Consider the following 15,152-nt stretch of genomic DNA (forward strand, 5'->3'; position numbering starts at 1 on the left):
ATTTCCTCCTAAGCTGAGGATTCAAGTTTTATTTAATTGTATAAGACTCATTTATATTTAATCGTATGAGTTTTCGTAGTGATCTATTGCACGTTAAACATTTTGTCAGCCATTCGCTGTGCTTGTTTGCCATAAAACCAGTAGGTAATTAAATAAAGTGGAATAGCTAACATTAAAAGCATAATCACCATAATGCTTAAAAACTGAGGTTGTTTGAGGTAAAGCATAAAGTTTTGCAAAATTTCAGGGTCTTTTCTAGCAAATAAAAACAGGCCAAATAAAACACCACATAAGTTGTAGCCCCAAAAAATCAAGGTAAAACCTAAAGTAAATTTCTTTTTTTCTGGTACGGTCGGGGCACGGCGTTCTTTCTTTAAGAATTTAAATAAGACAAAAATCATTGCGCCTAAATATGGAACGGCTGTTAAAATACCGCCTACACTCGCTGGTAATAGTGCTGCAACCACACCTACAATTAAGGTGAGCACGATGCATAAACCAAAAAACCAGAGAAAGTAAGAACGTAATTTGGTCATATTTTTGCCTAATTTATGGGTTCAAAAAATAATTATAAATTTTTTTCGATTTTTTTTCATTTTTCTGTCAACCAATCCTGATCTCTTGACGTTATATAGGGTAACAAGGTCGCAGCAACCGAATACTTCCTTTGCACGGCATCCGCAAAATTGTTTCGGTGACCTTTCATTACGACTCTTTCCTTCCTTCGGATTAGGTTTTGTTAGCAGCCGAAACCCTTGATGAAGTTTTTGACCGACGATTCTCTCATCACTCGAATCGTCGGTTTTTATTTTCTAGCACTTTCATTTATTTTACGCTCACCATACACAATAGTGCTTTCGTGGCGATAAAGGCTATGCGTATACTTTTTGCACCATAAAAATATGATTTAAATAATATGAACACTATTGCCTATTTTGAAATCCAGTCTTCAAACCCTGCCCGCGATGCGCAGTTTTATCAAGCTGTGTTTGGTTGGCAATTTAAACTCGATGAAACCTTACCGATTGAATATTATCGCATAGAGACATCTTCAATTATGGGTGGACTATTAAAACGCCCCGCTCAAACACCGCCAATGGAATATGGCACCAATGCATTTACCTGCTCGGTTCAGGTCGAAAACTTCGATGAAGTGGCTGCAAAGATTTTAGAGCAAGGTGGCATTATCGCGATGGATAAATTCGCTATTCCGGGCCGCGCTTGGCATGGCTATTTTGTCGATTTAGACCACAACGTTTTTGGTATTTTTCAAGTCGATGAAAATGCAGCTTAAAGATCTTATTTAACGACTTTAATTATTTTTAATTTATAGCCACCGCCTTTTTATCGGTGGCTATTTCATATGAATTATTCAGCAAAGCTGAAGCTGGCTTCACATGTAATTGGAAAATTCACCGAATTGGCAATCATACATTCGTGATGTGCTTCTTCATGCAGTTTTGCTGCAAGCTCTTGGTCAGCACCTTTTTCTAAAACAACCTCGGGCCTTAAAATAATTTGGGTAAAATGACCACGTTTGACCGGATCTGTATCTTCCATAAATCCCAGTGCATGATCGACATAACTCAGCACATGAATATGATTGACTGCACATAGGTGTAAATACCAAAGCTTATGACAAGCTGAAGCTGATGCAACCAATAAATCTTCTGGGTTCCATCTGGTCACATCACCTAAATAGGCTGGGTCTGATGAGCCTTGAATCGTGGCCTTTTGCGGATGTTGAATACTAAAGTCTCTTTTATATGAACGATAAGAAGAAGTGCCAGTTCCTGTATTGCCTTCCCACTGTATTTTTACTTCGTATTCATGAATGGTCATTTTGTTCTCAAAGTTCATGGTTTGACCTGATAGTAACAAAGCAGAGTTTAAAGTGAAAAATTTAATTCAAGTTTTACTTTGGGCTTAAATAACGAGCACTTTAAAATGTCTTGATAAAATCTCCTGCCAATTTATGCTAACGTATCTGTGTTTATTTTGGCTTGATGTCTGTTTCTATGTCCGTACATTTTCTACATACTTCTGACTGGCATTTGGGGCAGTTTTTTTATAATCATTCACGACACTACGAACACCAACAATTTTTAAGCTGGTTGCTCACTCAAATTCAAGAAAAACAACCGCATGCCCTGCTTATTGCTGGCGATATTTTTGATGTCATTAACCCGGGTTCACAAGCACAAAAACAACTCTACCAATTTTTAGCAGATGCACATCGCATTGCACCGCACATGCAAACACTCATGATTGCGGGCAATCATGACTCAGGCTACCGTATTGAACAGGTCGAACCACTTTTAGAAAAATACAATGCAAAAACCGTGGGCGTGGTTCGCTGGAATGAAGATAAAACTCTAGATCTCGATCGACTACTTTTGCCTATTTATAATCAAAATCAGGATATTGTGGCGTGGTGCCTTGCCCTGCCTTTTTTACGTTCGGCCGAAATTACGGGTTTTAACGAACATACCACCAATAGCAAAAACGCAATTGCCTATTTGCACCAGCAACTCATAGCAGAAGCCAAACGTCGCAAGACACCAGACCAAGCACTTATTTTGATGTCGCATGCGCATATGCAAGGTGGGGAAACATCCGACTCTGAACGCCCAATTATTATTGGTAATGAAGAGGCACTTTCAACGACTTTATTTGAAGATGCTGTCGACTATGTCGCTTTAGGACATCTACATAAACCACAAAAAGTAGGTCAGCCACACATTCGTTATAGTGGCTCGCCAATTCCGCTTTCTTTTAGTGAAATAAACTATAAACACCAAGTGGTTGAGGTCAAAGTTGATCCGACTCAGGAGGCAGACAGCCGTTTGCAATTTGACGCTGTAGAAATTCCGCGTTGTATACAGTTGCACCGCATTCGTGGTGAATTAAATGAAGTCTTGCAACAACTCAAAGCCTTACCAAGCGGCGTGATTGAGAATATTGACCACCGTGAATATGTCGATATTGAGTATTATAGTTTAACGCCGCCACAGCCTAATTTACGTCAGCAGTTTGAAGCAGCTCTACCGTCTGACCGCTACCGTTTAGTACGTATTTCACGTCAATATGTGAATAAAGATGCGGCTGATTCAAATACCACTCAGCAAATCGCACTTGAACCACCAACACCAGAAAAACTCTTTCAAAATATCTGGGAAAAACAAGGTTACAACGCTGATGATGCGGTCTTAAAAGATTTTCTAAGTCTAGTACAAGAAGCACAAAAATATCTTGAAAATGATGCAACACCTTAAGGATATGTCATGAAAATTTTATCCATTCGAATAAAAAATCTGGCATCTCTTTCTGATGAACACTTTATTGATTTTGAAAGCGCGCCTCTCGCCCATGCAGGTCTCATTGCGATTGTGGGAAAAACTGGTGCTGGTAAATCGACTATTTTAGATGCCATGTGTCTGGCTTTGTTTAATCGGGTGCCTCGCTTGAAAGACAGTGATGGTAAATTAAAAGATGTTGATGGTTCTGAGTTACTCACTAACTCACCTTTAACTGTCTTACGCCGTGGTACAGGACATGGTTTTGCTGAGCTTTGCTTTATCGCACAAGATCAAAAGCGCTATTTGGCTCGTTGGGAAATTAAACGGGCACGTGAAAACCCAAATGGTAAATTACAAAGCGTACAGCGCCACTTAAAATGCTTAACCGATGGTGTCGTGCTTGCTGATAAAGCCAAAGCGGTTGATGAAAAAGTTAAACAAATTACCCAGCTTTCTTTTGAACAGTTTACGCGTGCTGTATTACTTGCCCAGTCAGAAGTAACCGCATTTTTAAAAGCAAGAGACAGCGAACGCGGTGAGTTACTCGAGTACCTAACCAACTCCAGTATTTTCGCCAAAATCGGTGAATTGGCCTTTCGTAAAACAGCCGATATTGCAAAGCAGCGTAAACAGTTTGAAGAGTTCTTAGGCCACATTGAAATTTTGTCTGATGAAGATATTGCGGCTTTTACCGAACAATATCAGCAAGCCGAGCAAAACCATCAACAGTTAGAACAACAAAAAAATGTTTTAGACAAACAACAACAATGGTTTGAACGTAAAGCAAAACTTGAACAAGAAGTTCAAGCTAAACAACAACAGTTTCAAACCCAGCAAAATCACCATCAGCAACTTGCCCCTGAACGTGAGCAATTAAAACGACTCGAAGTTTTCTCTGAAATACGCCCACAAGTTTTTCAGCAATCTCAAAATTTACAAACGCTACAACAACTTGAGCCGCAAATTCAGCAAGCGCAAACCAAGTTTAATGAGTTGGTGCAATTTTTTGAAACGGAACAAAAACAGTATCAACTTGCAGAACAACAACTCAAACAAACGCTCGATTTTGAGCAACAGCATCAACAAGCTTTAAATCAAGTTCGACAGTCCATTCAAGAACGTGCCTTTATTGCCGATGAATATAAAAAGTGCAAAGAAAAGAAAAATGTACTTGAGCAGAAACTCAGTCCATTGCAACAACAGCAAAACACTGTGCAACAGCAGATTGTACAGCTTGAGCAGAACCAAGTTTATCTACAACAACAACTTACCCAAACTCAGCAATATGCGGTATTAGATAAGGGCCTTTCAGCACATCTACATCAGCTCGGGCAATTTATTCAAAATTACCAAACGATTGAACAACAGCTCGGTAACCCTACCCTTGCTCGCCAAAAGCTATCGGAAGCTAAAAGTGAAGTTGAACAACTCACAGCTTCACTCGGCACAGTTGAACAAATTGAGTTAAAGCTTGAACAGCAACGTAAAGATAAAGATCAGAAACTTGCTCAAATCACTCAGTTAGATCTGGTTCAACAGAAAATAAAAATTTATCATGAGTTATATGCTGAGCTTCAGCAATTCACTGAAAAACAAACTCAAGTCTCAGCCCAAGAACAGCAGCTTAAAACCGTTTGCCAGTTAGCTGAACAAGACTACCAAACAGCAAAAACTGAACGTGAAAAGTTACAGCACATTCTGCAACAACAGCGTTTACTACACACCGAAAATATTGAGCAGTTACGGGCCAATCTTAAAGAAGGTGAAGCATGTTTAGTGTGTGGAAGTACCCATCACCCTTACCGTGTTGATGACAGTGCAGTCTCCAAGGCCTTGTTCGATTTGCAGCAACAGCAAGAGCAACAAGCTATTGTACTCGAGCAAACTACATTTAATACGTGGCAAACCCAACAACATGCACTTACTCAGTGCCATGCCGAACTTGAGCAAGTTCAGAAATATCTAGCTCAACTTCAGGCAAAACAAACAAACTTACAGCAAGAACTTGAGCAAGCGCTTAACCTCAATCAGTTACAGATTGAGCTTAATCAAGCTCCTGAACAAATCTTGCTAACACTGAACAAACTCAGACAAGCCACACAAACTGCCATAAGTTCATTTGACTCAGAAAACGTGCGTTTAGCCCAAGCGATTAAGCAACACAATAAACTTGTTCAAGCGATTCAGCGTAATGAAAGTTTGCTTAATACAGCACAGCAATGGCAACAACAGGTTCAACATATTGTTGAGTGTTTATCGGAAACTGAACAACACGCATGGCAGCAGTCGAGTAGCCAAACGGCTAAGCAGACTTGGACTATTCTTGATGCACGCGCCAAGCAACTTGAGCAACAAGAACAGCTTGCACAGCATTTTGAACAGCAGCAACAAGAACTTAAAATGTTAGCTGCCAACCTTGAGCAAATGACCAAGCAAATTGATGAGGTCGATCAAAATCTCAAAGAAATTACGCTTAAAGGCCAACAAAATAATGAAAAAGCGGTATCGCTCATTCAGCAAATGACAGGCCGTACCGATATTAAACCACATGAATGGTTAATTGAGCATGACGCCAAACGTCAGCAACAACAAACGGCGTATCATGAGGCTAAACAGCGTTTCGAACAAACCAGACAACACTTTGAACAACAAAAACAGGCGCTCGATCAACTCAAGCATCAACATCAACACACTGCGGAGTACCAGCAGCAAATTGATGGGCAAATTCAAAACTGGTTAAAAGCCCATACTGATTTTCAAGCATATGATCTTACGGCACTCATACAAATTAATTCAGCCCAAGAGCAAGACATTCGTAACCGTCTTAATTATGCAGAGCGTTTATTAAGTGAAGCTTCTTCTGCCCTTAAAACTATGCAAGAGCAATTGAGCGAGCACTTACAAACTCAGCCAGATATTGAATATGAAAAGCTTGTTAGCCTTATTCAAGACAATATTGTAGAGCTCAAAGCCCAGCTTGAAGTACGTGATCGCCTCAAGCTTAAGCTTGAAGTCCATCAGCAAAATCTGGCTAAACAGCAACAATATGCCGAGCAAATTCAAAATATTCAGCAAGAAGAACATCGCTGGAGCAAAATTTCAGGCTTGATTGGTGATGCCAAAGGTAAAGAGTTCCGCGACTATGCCCAGCAATATCACTTAGATATTTTAGTTGAACACGCCAACCAGCAACTGGCAATGCTGTCTCAACGCTATACGCTAAAACGCCTAGATCAGTCTCTAAGTCTTGCGATTATTGACCATGACATGGATGGAGAAACCCGTTCTGTTGCATCTTTGTCTGGCGGTGAGTCGTTCTTAACTGCCCTTGCCTTGTCTTTAGCGATTGCCAATATGGCCTCGGGCTCAATGAAAATTGAATCGCTGTTTATTGATGAAGGATTTGGTACTTTAGACGCCTCATCTTTACATATGGTCATGAATGCTCTAGACCAACTACAAAATCAGGGACGCCAAGTCATTCTCATCTCACACATTCAAGAAATGCATGAACGTATTCCTGTACAAATTCAGGTAAAACCACTCGGCGCGGGTGCAAGTACCATTGAAGTAGTAGGTTAAAACTAAAAAGCCCCGACATCCTGTCGGGGCTTTTTTAGATTCTGCGTTGGTATAACTCCTGTCGTACCTGTATGCATCCATTCATCACTGTTTATTGTTATTCTTAGAAACATCCTGTTTCCTGATGAGTTCATAATACGAAAAAAGCATTGTCTGCCATAGCCGCAAAAGGCCGAAATTTCTGTAAGATAAAGCTTACATCACCCTTTTTGCGAATAGTCTCTAGCACCAAACAACGCCGTTCCTACACGCACCATAGTTGAACCAGCAGCAATTGCAGCTTCTAAATCACCCGACATTCCCATACTTAAAGTGTCCCAGTCTTCTGGGTGCGTATGTTGGTCTTTCACAGCATCAAACAAGGCTTTAGCATCTGCAAAAGCGGCAGTATTGTCAGGCGCTGGAATGACCATTAAGCCACGTAACCTGATTTTCGGTAGTTGACTCATTTGACCAACTAACTCGGCAACTTCATCTGGTACACAGCCATCTTTACTGTCTTGCCCATCAATATTCACTTGCAAACAAATATTAAGCGCAGATTGATCATCACCACGCTGGTTAGATAGGCGCTCGGCAATAATTAAACGATCTACACCATGTACCCAATCAAATTTCTCGGCCAAATGCTTCGTCTTGTTGCGTTGAACATGACCAATGAAATGCCATTCAATGTCTAAATCGTGTAAAGCTTCGACTTTATCTAAAGCTTCTTGCAAATAGTTTTCGCCAAATGCTCTTTGCCCTGCTGCATACATTTCACGCAAACTTTCACTTGGATGTGTTTTCGATACGGCTAAAAGTTGTACGGTTTCAGGCGCACGTTGAGCATGTTCACAAGCACTTTGGATTTGCTGTAATACGTGCTGCCGCGCATCTTGCAGGTAATTCATTGACAAGGTTCTCATTTTCAAAAAACTTTTTTGCTTTTCACCTAAAGCGAGGTGTTGGTAAGCCTCGGTGAAAGCCGTATATTATTCTACAAAATAATGACATATTTTGATTTACTTGGGGAAATTATGGATATTACAGAGCTACTCGCCTTCTCTGTGAAAAATGGCGCGTCCGATTTACACTTGTCTGCTGGCATGCCGCCAATGATTCGCGTTGATGGTGAAGTCCGTCGCATTAACTTACCTGCTCTAGATCATAAAGATGTTCATCGTTTGGTCTACGACATCATGAATGATAAACAGCGTCGTGACTACGAAGAAAAACTCGAAACCGACTTTTCTTTTGAAGTACCCAACGTTGCTCGTTTCCGTGTTAACGCATTTAACCAAAACCGTGGTGCGGGTGCAGTGTTTCGTACGATTCCGTCCAAAGTACTCACCATGGAAGATTTAGGCTTAGGTCAAATCTTTAAAGATATTTGTGATTATCCACGCGGCATTGTACTGGTGACAGGTCCAACAGGTTCTGGTAAATCGACGACACTTGCAGCGATGATGGACTACATCAACGAAAACCGTTATGACCACATTCTAACGGTTGAAGACCCTATCGAATTTGTACACCAATCTAAGAAATGTCTCATCAACCAACGTGAAGTGCATCGTGATACACACGGCTTTAATGAGGCACTACGTTCAGCACTGCGTGAAGACCCAGATATTATTTTGGTCGGTGAGATGCGTGACCTTGAGACTATTCGTTTAGCACTTACTGCTGCCGAAACAGGACATTTGGTATTTGGCACGCTGCACACCACTTCTGCTGCGAAAACCATCGACCGTGTAATTGATGTATTCCCAGCCGAAGAAAAAGACATGGTTCGTGCCATGCTCTCTGAATCATTGCAGGCTGTAATTTCACAAACCCTGCTTAAAAAGAATGGCGGCGGTCGTGTCGCAGCTCATGAAATCATGATTGGTATTCCTGCTATTCGTAACTTAATTCGTGAAAATAAAGTCGCGCAAATGTACTCAGCTATTCAGACTGGCGCAAATCATGGCATGACCACCCTCGACCAAAGCTTAAAAAATTTGGTGTCTCGCGGTGTGATCAGCCCGCAAACGGCTCGTACTGCTGCTAAACAGCCTGAATCATTTCTATAAAAATAATTAGAGAATAAATATGGATTTTAATGACCTGCTCAACCTGATGGTTGAAAAAAAATCATCCGACCTCTTTATTACAGATGGCGTTGCACCATCGATGAAGATTAACGGGCAAATTGTTCCCATTTCAAAAAATAGTCTTTCAGGCGAAATTATCGGGCAACTATTACACTCCATCATGAGTGAAAAACAACGCAAAGAATTTGCAGAGACTCGTGAATGTAACTTTGCGATTATGAACCGTGATAAAAGTGCGCGCTTTCGTGTAAGTGCTTTTCAGCAACGCGACATGCCAGGCATGGTACTACGTCGAATTGAAACCAAAATTCCTTCAATTGACGACTTACAATTACCGCCAGTGCTTAAAGATTTATCGATGACCAAACGTGGCATCATTATTTTTGTAGGGGCAACAGGTACAGGTAAATCGACATCATTGGCTTCAATGATTAGCTATCGTAACCATAACTCTAAAGGTCACATCATTACCATTGAAGACCCTATCGAGTTTATTCATGAACATGCTGGCTGCATCATTACCCAACGTGAAGTCGGGATCGATACTGATTCATTTGAAGTAGCTTTAAAGAATACTTTGCGACAAGCACCCGATGTAATCTTGATTGGTGAGATCCGTACGCGTGAAGTCATGGACTATGCGATTGGTTTTGCCGAAACGGGTCACTTGGTCTTAGCCACGATGCATGCGAACAACGCCAACCAAGCACTTGACCGTATTATTCACTTCTTTGAAAGTGACCGTCATAGCCAGCTCTACATGGATTTATCGCTTAATTTAAAGGCCATGATTGCACAACAACTTATTCCGACTCCAGATGGTAATTCGCGCCGTGCAGCGATTGAGATTCTCATTAACTCACCACTAATTTCAGACTATATTCGCAAAGGCGAAATTCATGAAATTAAAGATTTAATGAAACGCTCACGTGAACTCGGTATGCAAACTTTTGACCAAGCACTGTTTGATCTCTATAAGTCAGGACAAATTACCTACAAAGATGCATTAAAACATGCCGACTCACCAAACGATTTACGTTTAACAATTAAGCTTGCCGAAGAAGGTCCTGAGCAAATTGCAGGCACAAATCAGCATTTAACCTTCGACAGACAGTAATTTCTTCATAAAAAAAGGAAGGTTAAACGTAACCTTCCTTTTTTATTTGTTTTCTTTGTGTGAAAACGATTATTTCTTGCGCAGTACTTCCTGACATTCAGGTTCGTTACAGTAACCGTAGAGGTTTAATGAGTGACCCGTTAAGGTAAACCCATGTTGCTCAGCTACAGCATGCTGTTCTTTCTCGATAACATCATTAGTAAATTCAATAACTTTGTTGCAATTATGGCAAACCAAATGATCGTGGTGATCTTCTTGCATAATTTCGAAAACAGAATGATTATTTTCGAAATGGTGGCGCTGAATGATACCTGCAGCTTCAAATTGTGTTAACACACGGTAAACTGTCGCAAGACCGACATCTTCCCCTTGTTCTAACAAAGTCTTGTAAATATCTTCAGCGCTAAGATGATGTTGTTTTGAATTTTCTAATAATTCCAAAATCTTAATTCGAGGAAGGGTAACTTTAAGTCCAGCTTTGCGCAAATCTTGATTGGAAATAGGCATGAAAAAAGGTCTCTCAACAAATCTCAAGTTGGAATAGGCAATAGAATTTAGATGAAGTATGATCTATCCTTTGATCAAATGCATCATAATTTATTGGGATAGTGTAGCAAAATGCAAAAACTCGTGCTGACGTTATTAGTCACTTCACTCCTTGCTGGTTGTTCAATCTTTGGTGTATATAAGGTTGATATTCCTCAAGGGACTCCATTGACCAAAGCTCAAGCCTCTCAAGTACAAGTCGGCATGAATTTCCAGCAAGTGCGTTTTTTGCTTGGTAGTCCAACTGTGACTGATCCCCTCAATCCTCTACGTTGGGACTACATTTACAACTATATCCCGGGAACTTATGCTAAAAAAGCAAAAATCCCCGCAGCACATGGTCAGCATTTAAAAATTTACTTTGATGGCACTGGCACAGTAACTAAAATTGAAGGTTTAGAAACTATTCCAGAATCGCAACCAGGTTTACCTGCTTCTAAAGAAGCGATTTTAACTGCACCACCACTATAATCGTTTTTTCTAATAAAAATAAACCCCTCAAGTGAAATACTTTGAGGGGTTTTGTTTATGGGGCTTATTGCTTAAAGCGATTACTTTTAATATATCGCCCCACAGGGTTTTTCTCGGCGCGTTTACGTCGTATATCTTTGGGGTTAATCGTTAAAGGGCGATAAACCTCAACTCGATCACCCGCTTGCAAAATCGCATGTGCTTCAACTTTTGCACCAAAGATGCCAAGTTGTAATGGCTCAGGCAAACTGACCTGTGTCTGCAAGCCACTCGCCTCAACTGCTTGTAATGCAGTCATACCAGCTTCAAATGGAATAGCAACTAAAAACTGTTGCTCTGGGGCTGCATAAGCAACCCACACTTGCTGAGCTTTTTCCATCAGATAATTTGTCCAATCACCGCAATCATGGCAATAACAATTGAAAGCGGCAATACAATACGTACTGCAATACGCCATAAGTTATAAAACAACTCATTGCTAAAATTCATAGATTTACGCAAATGGCTAATTTTCATAATCCAGCCAGCAAAAATGGCATAGATCAGGCAAATGAGTAATCCCCAAAGCATCAAAATCAGCGTAAAGATGTTATGAAGCTCAGGCACAGCCCAAACAGCAATCGCTACAACAATAATCACCCACTGTAAAATAGGCATAAGCTGACGCTGAGCAAGCTGCTCTCTAGCCAATTGCACAAATAACGCTGTGGTCATTACTGCGGTAAAGATCCAAGTAAAAACAGGAAGCTGTGCTTGTAAAGAAAAGAAACCAAAGGCAATCACAGCAATTAACTGAGCTAACCAAATTGGAAGAACAGTTTTCGTTGCACCTTCTTGCGACTGAACAGTACCTACACTATTTTGCCAGTAAAGCCCTAAGCCCAATCCACTCGCAACAAGTGCAAGTACAGTCGCATTCCCCCATTCTTTAAACTCAACATTGGTCCAGTGCCAAGGCTGTAAAGTTGTTCCCATTGTGTTAGCTAAAACAAGAGAAGCAATTACACCAACCGTCATCAGTAAAATTAAAATTTGACGTGGAATAAAAGATAAAATGAGAGCCACAACAGCAAGGCCAGCAAAAACAAGTTGTCCTGAAACACTATTATTAAGTTGTGTAGTCAGTAAATTGCCAGCGGTACTTAATACATTACCAGCTAAAAATGGAATAAAAATAACTGCAAGCCAGCCAACCAAACGCCATTTTGGGGAACTATCTGCTTCACGAGTTAAACTTGATAAAGCATTTAAGGCTGTAGTCTTCGACCGTTTTGCTAAAGCAATTTCCAAATAACAAACTGGTAGTGCCAATAACAACATTGTGCCTAACCACAATAACCAGAAATCGAGTTGACGATCAATCTGGATTCCCATTGTGGGTGCCAATGTCGCCATAATGATGAAAGATAAGCAAAACGCCATCAGGGGCGATAACCATCGTGACATAGGTATGTCCTGCATTATGCATTCCTTGAAAAAGACTAGAGATATTTTGCCCGTGTCATGCTTGAAAATCAAAGTTTGCTCAATAAAAAAAGCAAACTACCGAATCGATAGTTTGCCGCGCTAACTGAAATTATGAGTTCTTTTTATTTCAGGTTATGAGAAAAACCGAGCAAACCAGTTTTTCCCTTTTTTCTTTTCTTTTTCTCTAATAATTCCCATCATATTTTCTTTTACTGCTCCTACATAATCGGCATCATCATGTTGAATATGGTTAATTAACCATTTAGCCAAAATTTCTTGTAATTCTGCTTCAATCGTGTGCCCCATTTCAAAACGTTCACGATATAACTCTATTTTTTTAATAAATAAATCATGTACACGTTTATGAGGTACACGATATTTATAATCAGCTTCCTCTTGCAAACTTTCTTCGAAAGTAAAATGTGATTGCGTGTAATCGATAATATTGTCTAGAACATCTTTAATACGACGTCTATCCTCTTCATCTTTTACATCATCAATTTCATTAATATAATCAAGTATTCGTTTATGTTGCTCATCAATAACATCAATACCCGTATTATATTCTGAAGCCCATTTCATTTTCATACATCTCCCCAATGATGATTAATGATCGTTGCATAAACTGCATGATATATTTAAAGAATATAAATAAAAACAAACCTAATTTGTCGGCTTTAGCATATAAAAATCATAATTAACCCAAGTTATTGTTTTTTAAATATTAAATTAAAATTAACCAACTAAAATAATAAAGTATTTTTTAAACAAACTATTTTATTATTAAATGATAAAAATATATAAATATCCTTATTCATATATTTTAAATGTATTTTATATTAATACTGATCTGCACGCGTAATACGTTTAAGTTCAGGATTTTCCTGTTCGCGCTTTAATCTTTCTACAAAGGTAATAGCCTTTTTAATTGGTTTACCATGTTGAAATAAAATCATTTCACCAGGTTGGTACGCTGTCCAATTTTCATTATGTGTTAAAGGTTCAGTTGTTATTACTGCCACACGGTCTTCTGGGGTGGTTACCTGACTAAAATCGACTTCAACATCTAAGTCAATTAAATGAGCATGATTAAATGGATATTCACGAACGAGCCAATGTAATTTAGTAATGGCATAACTAAATAATGCTTTGCCATTAGATAGACAATAGTTAAATGTGCCGTATTCCGCAATTTGTGGAGAAATCTTTTCTAACACTTCAAATATCTGTTCAAGACTTGGTTCTTCATAACCAAAAGCTTCAACGAGTTGATCAAGCAAATAACAAAAAGCACGCTCGCTATCGGTATTACCTACTGGCGTGAAACGTCCACTTAACGGCGGATTAAAATCATGTAAATCACCATTATGGGCAAAAATCCACTGTCGCCCCCACAACTCTCGAATAAAGGGATGGGAATTTTCTAAAGTGATTTTGCCTTGAGTAGCTTTGCGGATATGTGCAATCACGTTGCGTGATTTAATAGGATAATTACGGATAAGATCAGCAATTGGAGATTCAACTGCCGACTGATTATCAACGAATAAACGGCACGCCTTATCTTCGAAAAATGCGATGCCAAATCCATCACTATGATCTGAGGTAATTCCTGCCCGTTGTGAAAAACCACGGAAGGAAAAAGTAATATCCGTTGGTGTTGCACAATTCATTCCTAATAGCTGGCACATATCGCTTTTTAAACTACTTCTAATTACCCCATATGCTCTATTGTGCATGAGAGTAAAAGTGCTTGCAAATCTCAATATGTGCTGGCTATTACAAAATAGAAAATATGATTAACGCTGCACCATTTTATTCATTACAAACGAGGTCGCGACTTTATTGACCTCGAGAAATACAAAATAATCCAAACAGTTAAACTCTTCATCAAAAAAAGCCTGTTTTGATAGTTTTGACTGCATGCTCAAATACATTTGGAATAGCTTTGGCATACGTTCATCTTGTGGAAAGCTAAACTCAGGATATTCAGGTTCATAGATTTTTTTCGAACGGATATCAATCGTTTTACTTTCAGGTAACTGCTGAATCTGACGATGCGTGTAGTACGCTCTAGCCAAATTATCTTGTAAATGAATGCTGACACAGCCCATTAAATATTTAGCACGCATTGACCATAGCACTTTCGGTGCAAGGTTTAACCACAGCATAGATAACGCTTTACCATTACGGAAGCGAGGATGTACACAAGTACGGCCTATTTCTAACACATTTGGAAGATGGGATAATTGAGGAACAATATCAAACTCATGTGCACTATAACTCTGTGCTATTTCATGGCCTTGAAATAGTTTTAGACGCGTATACGCTACAATTTCTCCAGTCCACTTTTCACGCAAGACCGCATGTTCACAACCAAAATCGTAAATATCTTGGTCTAAGTTATCTTCAAACTTGATTCCGAATTGTTGACTAAATTGTTGTGCACGAAACCGTTGTACATCTTGTAATTCTTTTAAATTATCAACCCACTCAAAACGAAATTGCGTCTGATTTATTGCTTTATGACGATTTAAAGGTAAAGTCCAGGTTTGGCGATATTGATTAAATTTTTCCAGCATAATGAACGCTCCT

15 protein-coding genes are annotated in these 15,152 nt (G+C 39.5%); 6 read left to right on the forward strand and 9 right to left on the reverse strand.

All coding sequences use genetic code 11. The features are described from left to right. Positions 1-83: 83 nt before the first annotated feature. Complete coding sequence (locus B806_RS0113850; protein ID WP_017386708.1) at positions 84-536, reverse strand: ABZJ_00895 family protein; 453 nt, start codon at positions 534-536, stop codon at positions 84-86. Between the two features lie 380 nt (positions 537-916). Between B806_RS0113850 and B806_RS0113860 the strand changes: the two genes are divergently transcribed. Further along, positions 917-1,294 carry a VOC family protein gene (locus B806_RS0113860; RefSeq protein ID WP_017386709.1) on the forward strand — a complete coding sequence of 126 codons (378 nt, stop codon included), beginning with the start codon at positions 917-919 and terminating at the stop codon, positions 1,292-1,294. A gap of 74 nt (positions 1,295-1,368) precedes the next feature. Here B806_RS0113860 and B806_RS0113865 read toward each other — a convergent pair whose 3' ends face one another. Further along, positions 1,369-1,842 carry an OsmC family protein gene (locus B806_RS0113865; protein WP_017386710.1) on the reverse strand — a complete coding sequence of 158 codons (474 nt, stop codon included), beginning with the start codon at positions 1,840-1,842 and terminating at the stop codon, positions 1,369-1,371. A gap of 164 nt (positions 1,843-2,006) precedes the next feature. On the opposite strand from B806_RS0113865, the gene B806_RS0113870 reads away from it, so the two are divergent. Further along, positions 2,007-3,275 carry an exonuclease SbcCD subunit D gene (locus tag B806_RS0113870; RefSeq protein ID WP_031944601.1) on the forward strand — a complete coding sequence of 423 codons (1,269 nt, stop codon included), beginning with the start codon at positions 2,007-2,009 and terminating at the stop codon, positions 3,273-3,275. Between the two features lie 9 nt (positions 3,276-3,284). After that, a complete protein-coding gene (locus B806_RS0113875) occupies positions 3,285-6,881 on the forward strand; it encodes an AAA family ATPase (protein ID WP_017386712.1) in 3,597 nt (1,198 codons plus the stop codon). Between the two features lie 200 nt (positions 6,882-7,081). Here B806_RS0113875 and B806_RS0113885 read toward each other — a convergent pair whose 3' ends face one another. Continuing rightward, a complete protein-coding gene (locus tag B806_RS0113885; protein ID WP_017386713.1) occupies positions 7,082-7,774 on the reverse strand; it encodes a YggS family pyridoxal phosphate-dependent enzyme in 693 nt (230 codons plus the stop codon). A 126-nt stretch (positions 7,775-7,900) separates the two neighbouring features. Here B806_RS0113885 and B806_RS0113890 point away from each other — a divergent pair, with 126 nt between their 5' ends. Together B806_RS0113890 and B806_RS0113895 are read left to right on the forward strand one after the other, a co-directional pair. Continuing rightward, entirely contained in the window at positions 7,901-8,938 is a 1,038-nt protein-coding gene (locus B806_RS0113890) for a type IV pilus twitching motility protein PilT (RefSeq protein WP_002121749.1), read from the forward strand. Positions 8,939-8,957: 19 nt separating this feature from the next. Then, positions 8,958-10,076, forward strand: a complete 1,119-nt coding sequence (locus tag B806_RS0113895) for a PilT/PilU family type 4a pilus ATPase (protein WP_017386714.1) — start codon at positions 8,958-8,960, stop codon at positions 10,074-10,076. A 69-nt stretch (positions 10,077-10,145) separates the two neighbouring features. Here B806_RS0113895 and fur read toward each other — a convergent pair whose 3' ends face one another. Next, entirely contained in the window at positions 10,146-10,583 is a 438-nt protein-coding gene (gene fur, locus B806_RS0113900) for a ferric iron uptake transcriptional regulator (protein WP_002121758.1), read from the reverse strand. 111 nt (positions 10,584-10,694) lie between these two features. Here fur and B806_RS0113905 point away from each other — a divergent pair, with 111 nt between their 5' ends. Then, on the forward strand, positions 10,695-11,093 hold the full coding sequence (locus tag B806_RS0113905) for an outer membrane protein assembly factor BamE (protein ID WP_002121740.1): 399 nt from the start codon (positions 10,695-10,697) through the stop codon (positions 11,091-11,093). A gap of 64 nt (positions 11,094-11,157) precedes the next feature. Here B806_RS0113905 and B806_RS0113910 read toward each other — a convergent pair whose 3' ends face one another. The 5 genes from B806_RS0113910 to B806_RS0113930 form a co-directional block, all read right to left on the reverse strand. After that, positions 11,158-11,472, reverse strand: coding sequence for an RnfH family protein (locus B806_RS0113910; protein WP_014205982.1), 315 nt, complete (start codon positions 11,470-11,472; stop codon positions 11,158-11,160). Then, on the reverse strand, positions 11,472-12,539 hold the full coding sequence (locus B806_RS0113915; protein WP_029769005.1) for a membrane protein: 1,068 nt from the start codon (positions 12,537-12,539) through the stop codon (positions 11,472-11,474). The genes B806_RS0113910 and B806_RS0113915 overlap by 1 nt, the downstream gene beginning before the upstream one ends. A gap of 153 nt (positions 12,540-12,692) precedes the next feature. Continuing rightward, complete coding sequence (locus B806_RS0113920; RefSeq protein ID WP_002121698.1) at positions 12,693-13,148, reverse strand: bacteriohemerythrin; 456 nt, start codon at positions 13,146-13,148, stop codon at positions 12,693-12,695. Between the two features lie 251 nt (positions 13,149-13,399). After that, a complete protein-coding gene (locus B806_RS0113925; protein ID WP_017386716.1) occupies positions 13,400-14,248 on the reverse strand; it encodes a class II glutamine amidotransferase in 849 nt (282 codons plus the stop codon). Between the two features lie 108 nt (positions 14,249-14,356). Next, entirely contained in the window at positions 14,357-15,139 is a 783-nt protein-coding gene (locus B806_RS0113930; RefSeq protein WP_002121744.1) for a GNAT family N-acetyltransferase, read from the reverse strand. Between the last annotated feature and the right edge of the window lie 13 nt (positions 15,140-15,152).

It is taken from the genome of Acinetobacter sp. TG2027, assembly GCF_000302435.1.
Lineage (GTDB): Bacteria > Pseudomonadota > Gammaproteobacteria > Pseudomonadales > Moraxellaceae > Acinetobacter > Acinetobacter pittii.

Bases quoted from the DNA above. Each gene is read 5' to 3' on its own strand.
- B806_RS0113850 (WP_017386708.1), bottom strand. From the start codon at position 536: ATGACCAAATTACGTTCTTACTTTCTCTGGTTTTTTGGTTTATGCATC.
- B806_RS0113910 (WP_014205982.1), bottom strand. From the start codon at position 11,472: ATGGAAAAAGCTCAGCAAGTGTGGGTTGCTTATGCAGCCCCAGAGCAA.
- B806_RS0113885 (WP_017386713.1), bottom strand. From the start codon at position 7,774: ATGAATTACCTGCAAGATGCGCGGCAGCACGTATTACAGCAAATCCAA.
- B806_RS0113890 (WP_002121749.1), top strand. From the start codon at position 7,901: ATGGATATTACAGAGCTACTCGCCTTCTCTGTGAAAAATGGCGCGTCC.
- B806_RS0113905 (WP_002121740.1), top strand. From the start codon at position 10,695: ATGCAAAAACTCGTGCTGACGTTATTAGTCACTTCACTCCTTGCTGGT.
- B806_RS0113915 (WP_029769005.1), bottom strand. From the start codon at position 12,539: ATGTCACGATGGTTATCGCCCCTGATGGCGTTTTGCTTATCTTTCATC.
- B806_RS0113870 (WP_031944601.1), top strand. From the start codon at position 2,007: ATGTCTGTTTCTATGTCCGTACATTTTCTACATACTTCTGACTGGCAT.
- B806_RS0113865 (WP_017386710.1), bottom strand. From the start codon at position 1,842: ATGACCATTCATGAATACGAAGTAAAAATACAGTGGGAAGGCAATACA.
- B806_RS0113920 (WP_002121698.1), bottom strand. From the start codon at position 13,148: ATGAAAATGAAATGGGCTTCAGAATATAATACGGGTATTGATGTTATT.
- B806_RS0113930 (WP_002121744.1), bottom strand. From the start codon at position 15,139: ATGCTGGAAAAATTTAATCAATATCGCCAAACCTGGACTTTACCTTTA.
- B806_RS0113925 (WP_017386716.1), bottom strand. From the start codon at position 14,248: ATGTGCCAGCTATTAGGAATGAATTGTGCAACACCAACGGATATTACT.
- B806_RS0113895 (WP_017386714.1), top strand. From the start codon at position 8,958: ATGGATTTTAATGACCTGCTCAACCTGATGGTTGAAAAAAAATCATCC.
- fur (WP_002121758.1), bottom strand. From the start codon at position 10,583: ATGCCTATTTCCAATCAAGATTTGCGCAAAGCTGGACTTAAAGTTACC.
- B806_RS0113860 (WP_017386709.1), top strand. From the start codon at position 917: ATGAACACTATTGCCTATTTTGAAATCCAGTCTTCAAACCCTGCCCGC.
- B806_RS0113875 (WP_017386712.1), top strand. From the start codon at position 3,285: ATGAAAATTTTATCCATTCGAATAAAAAATCTGGCATCTCTTTCTGAT.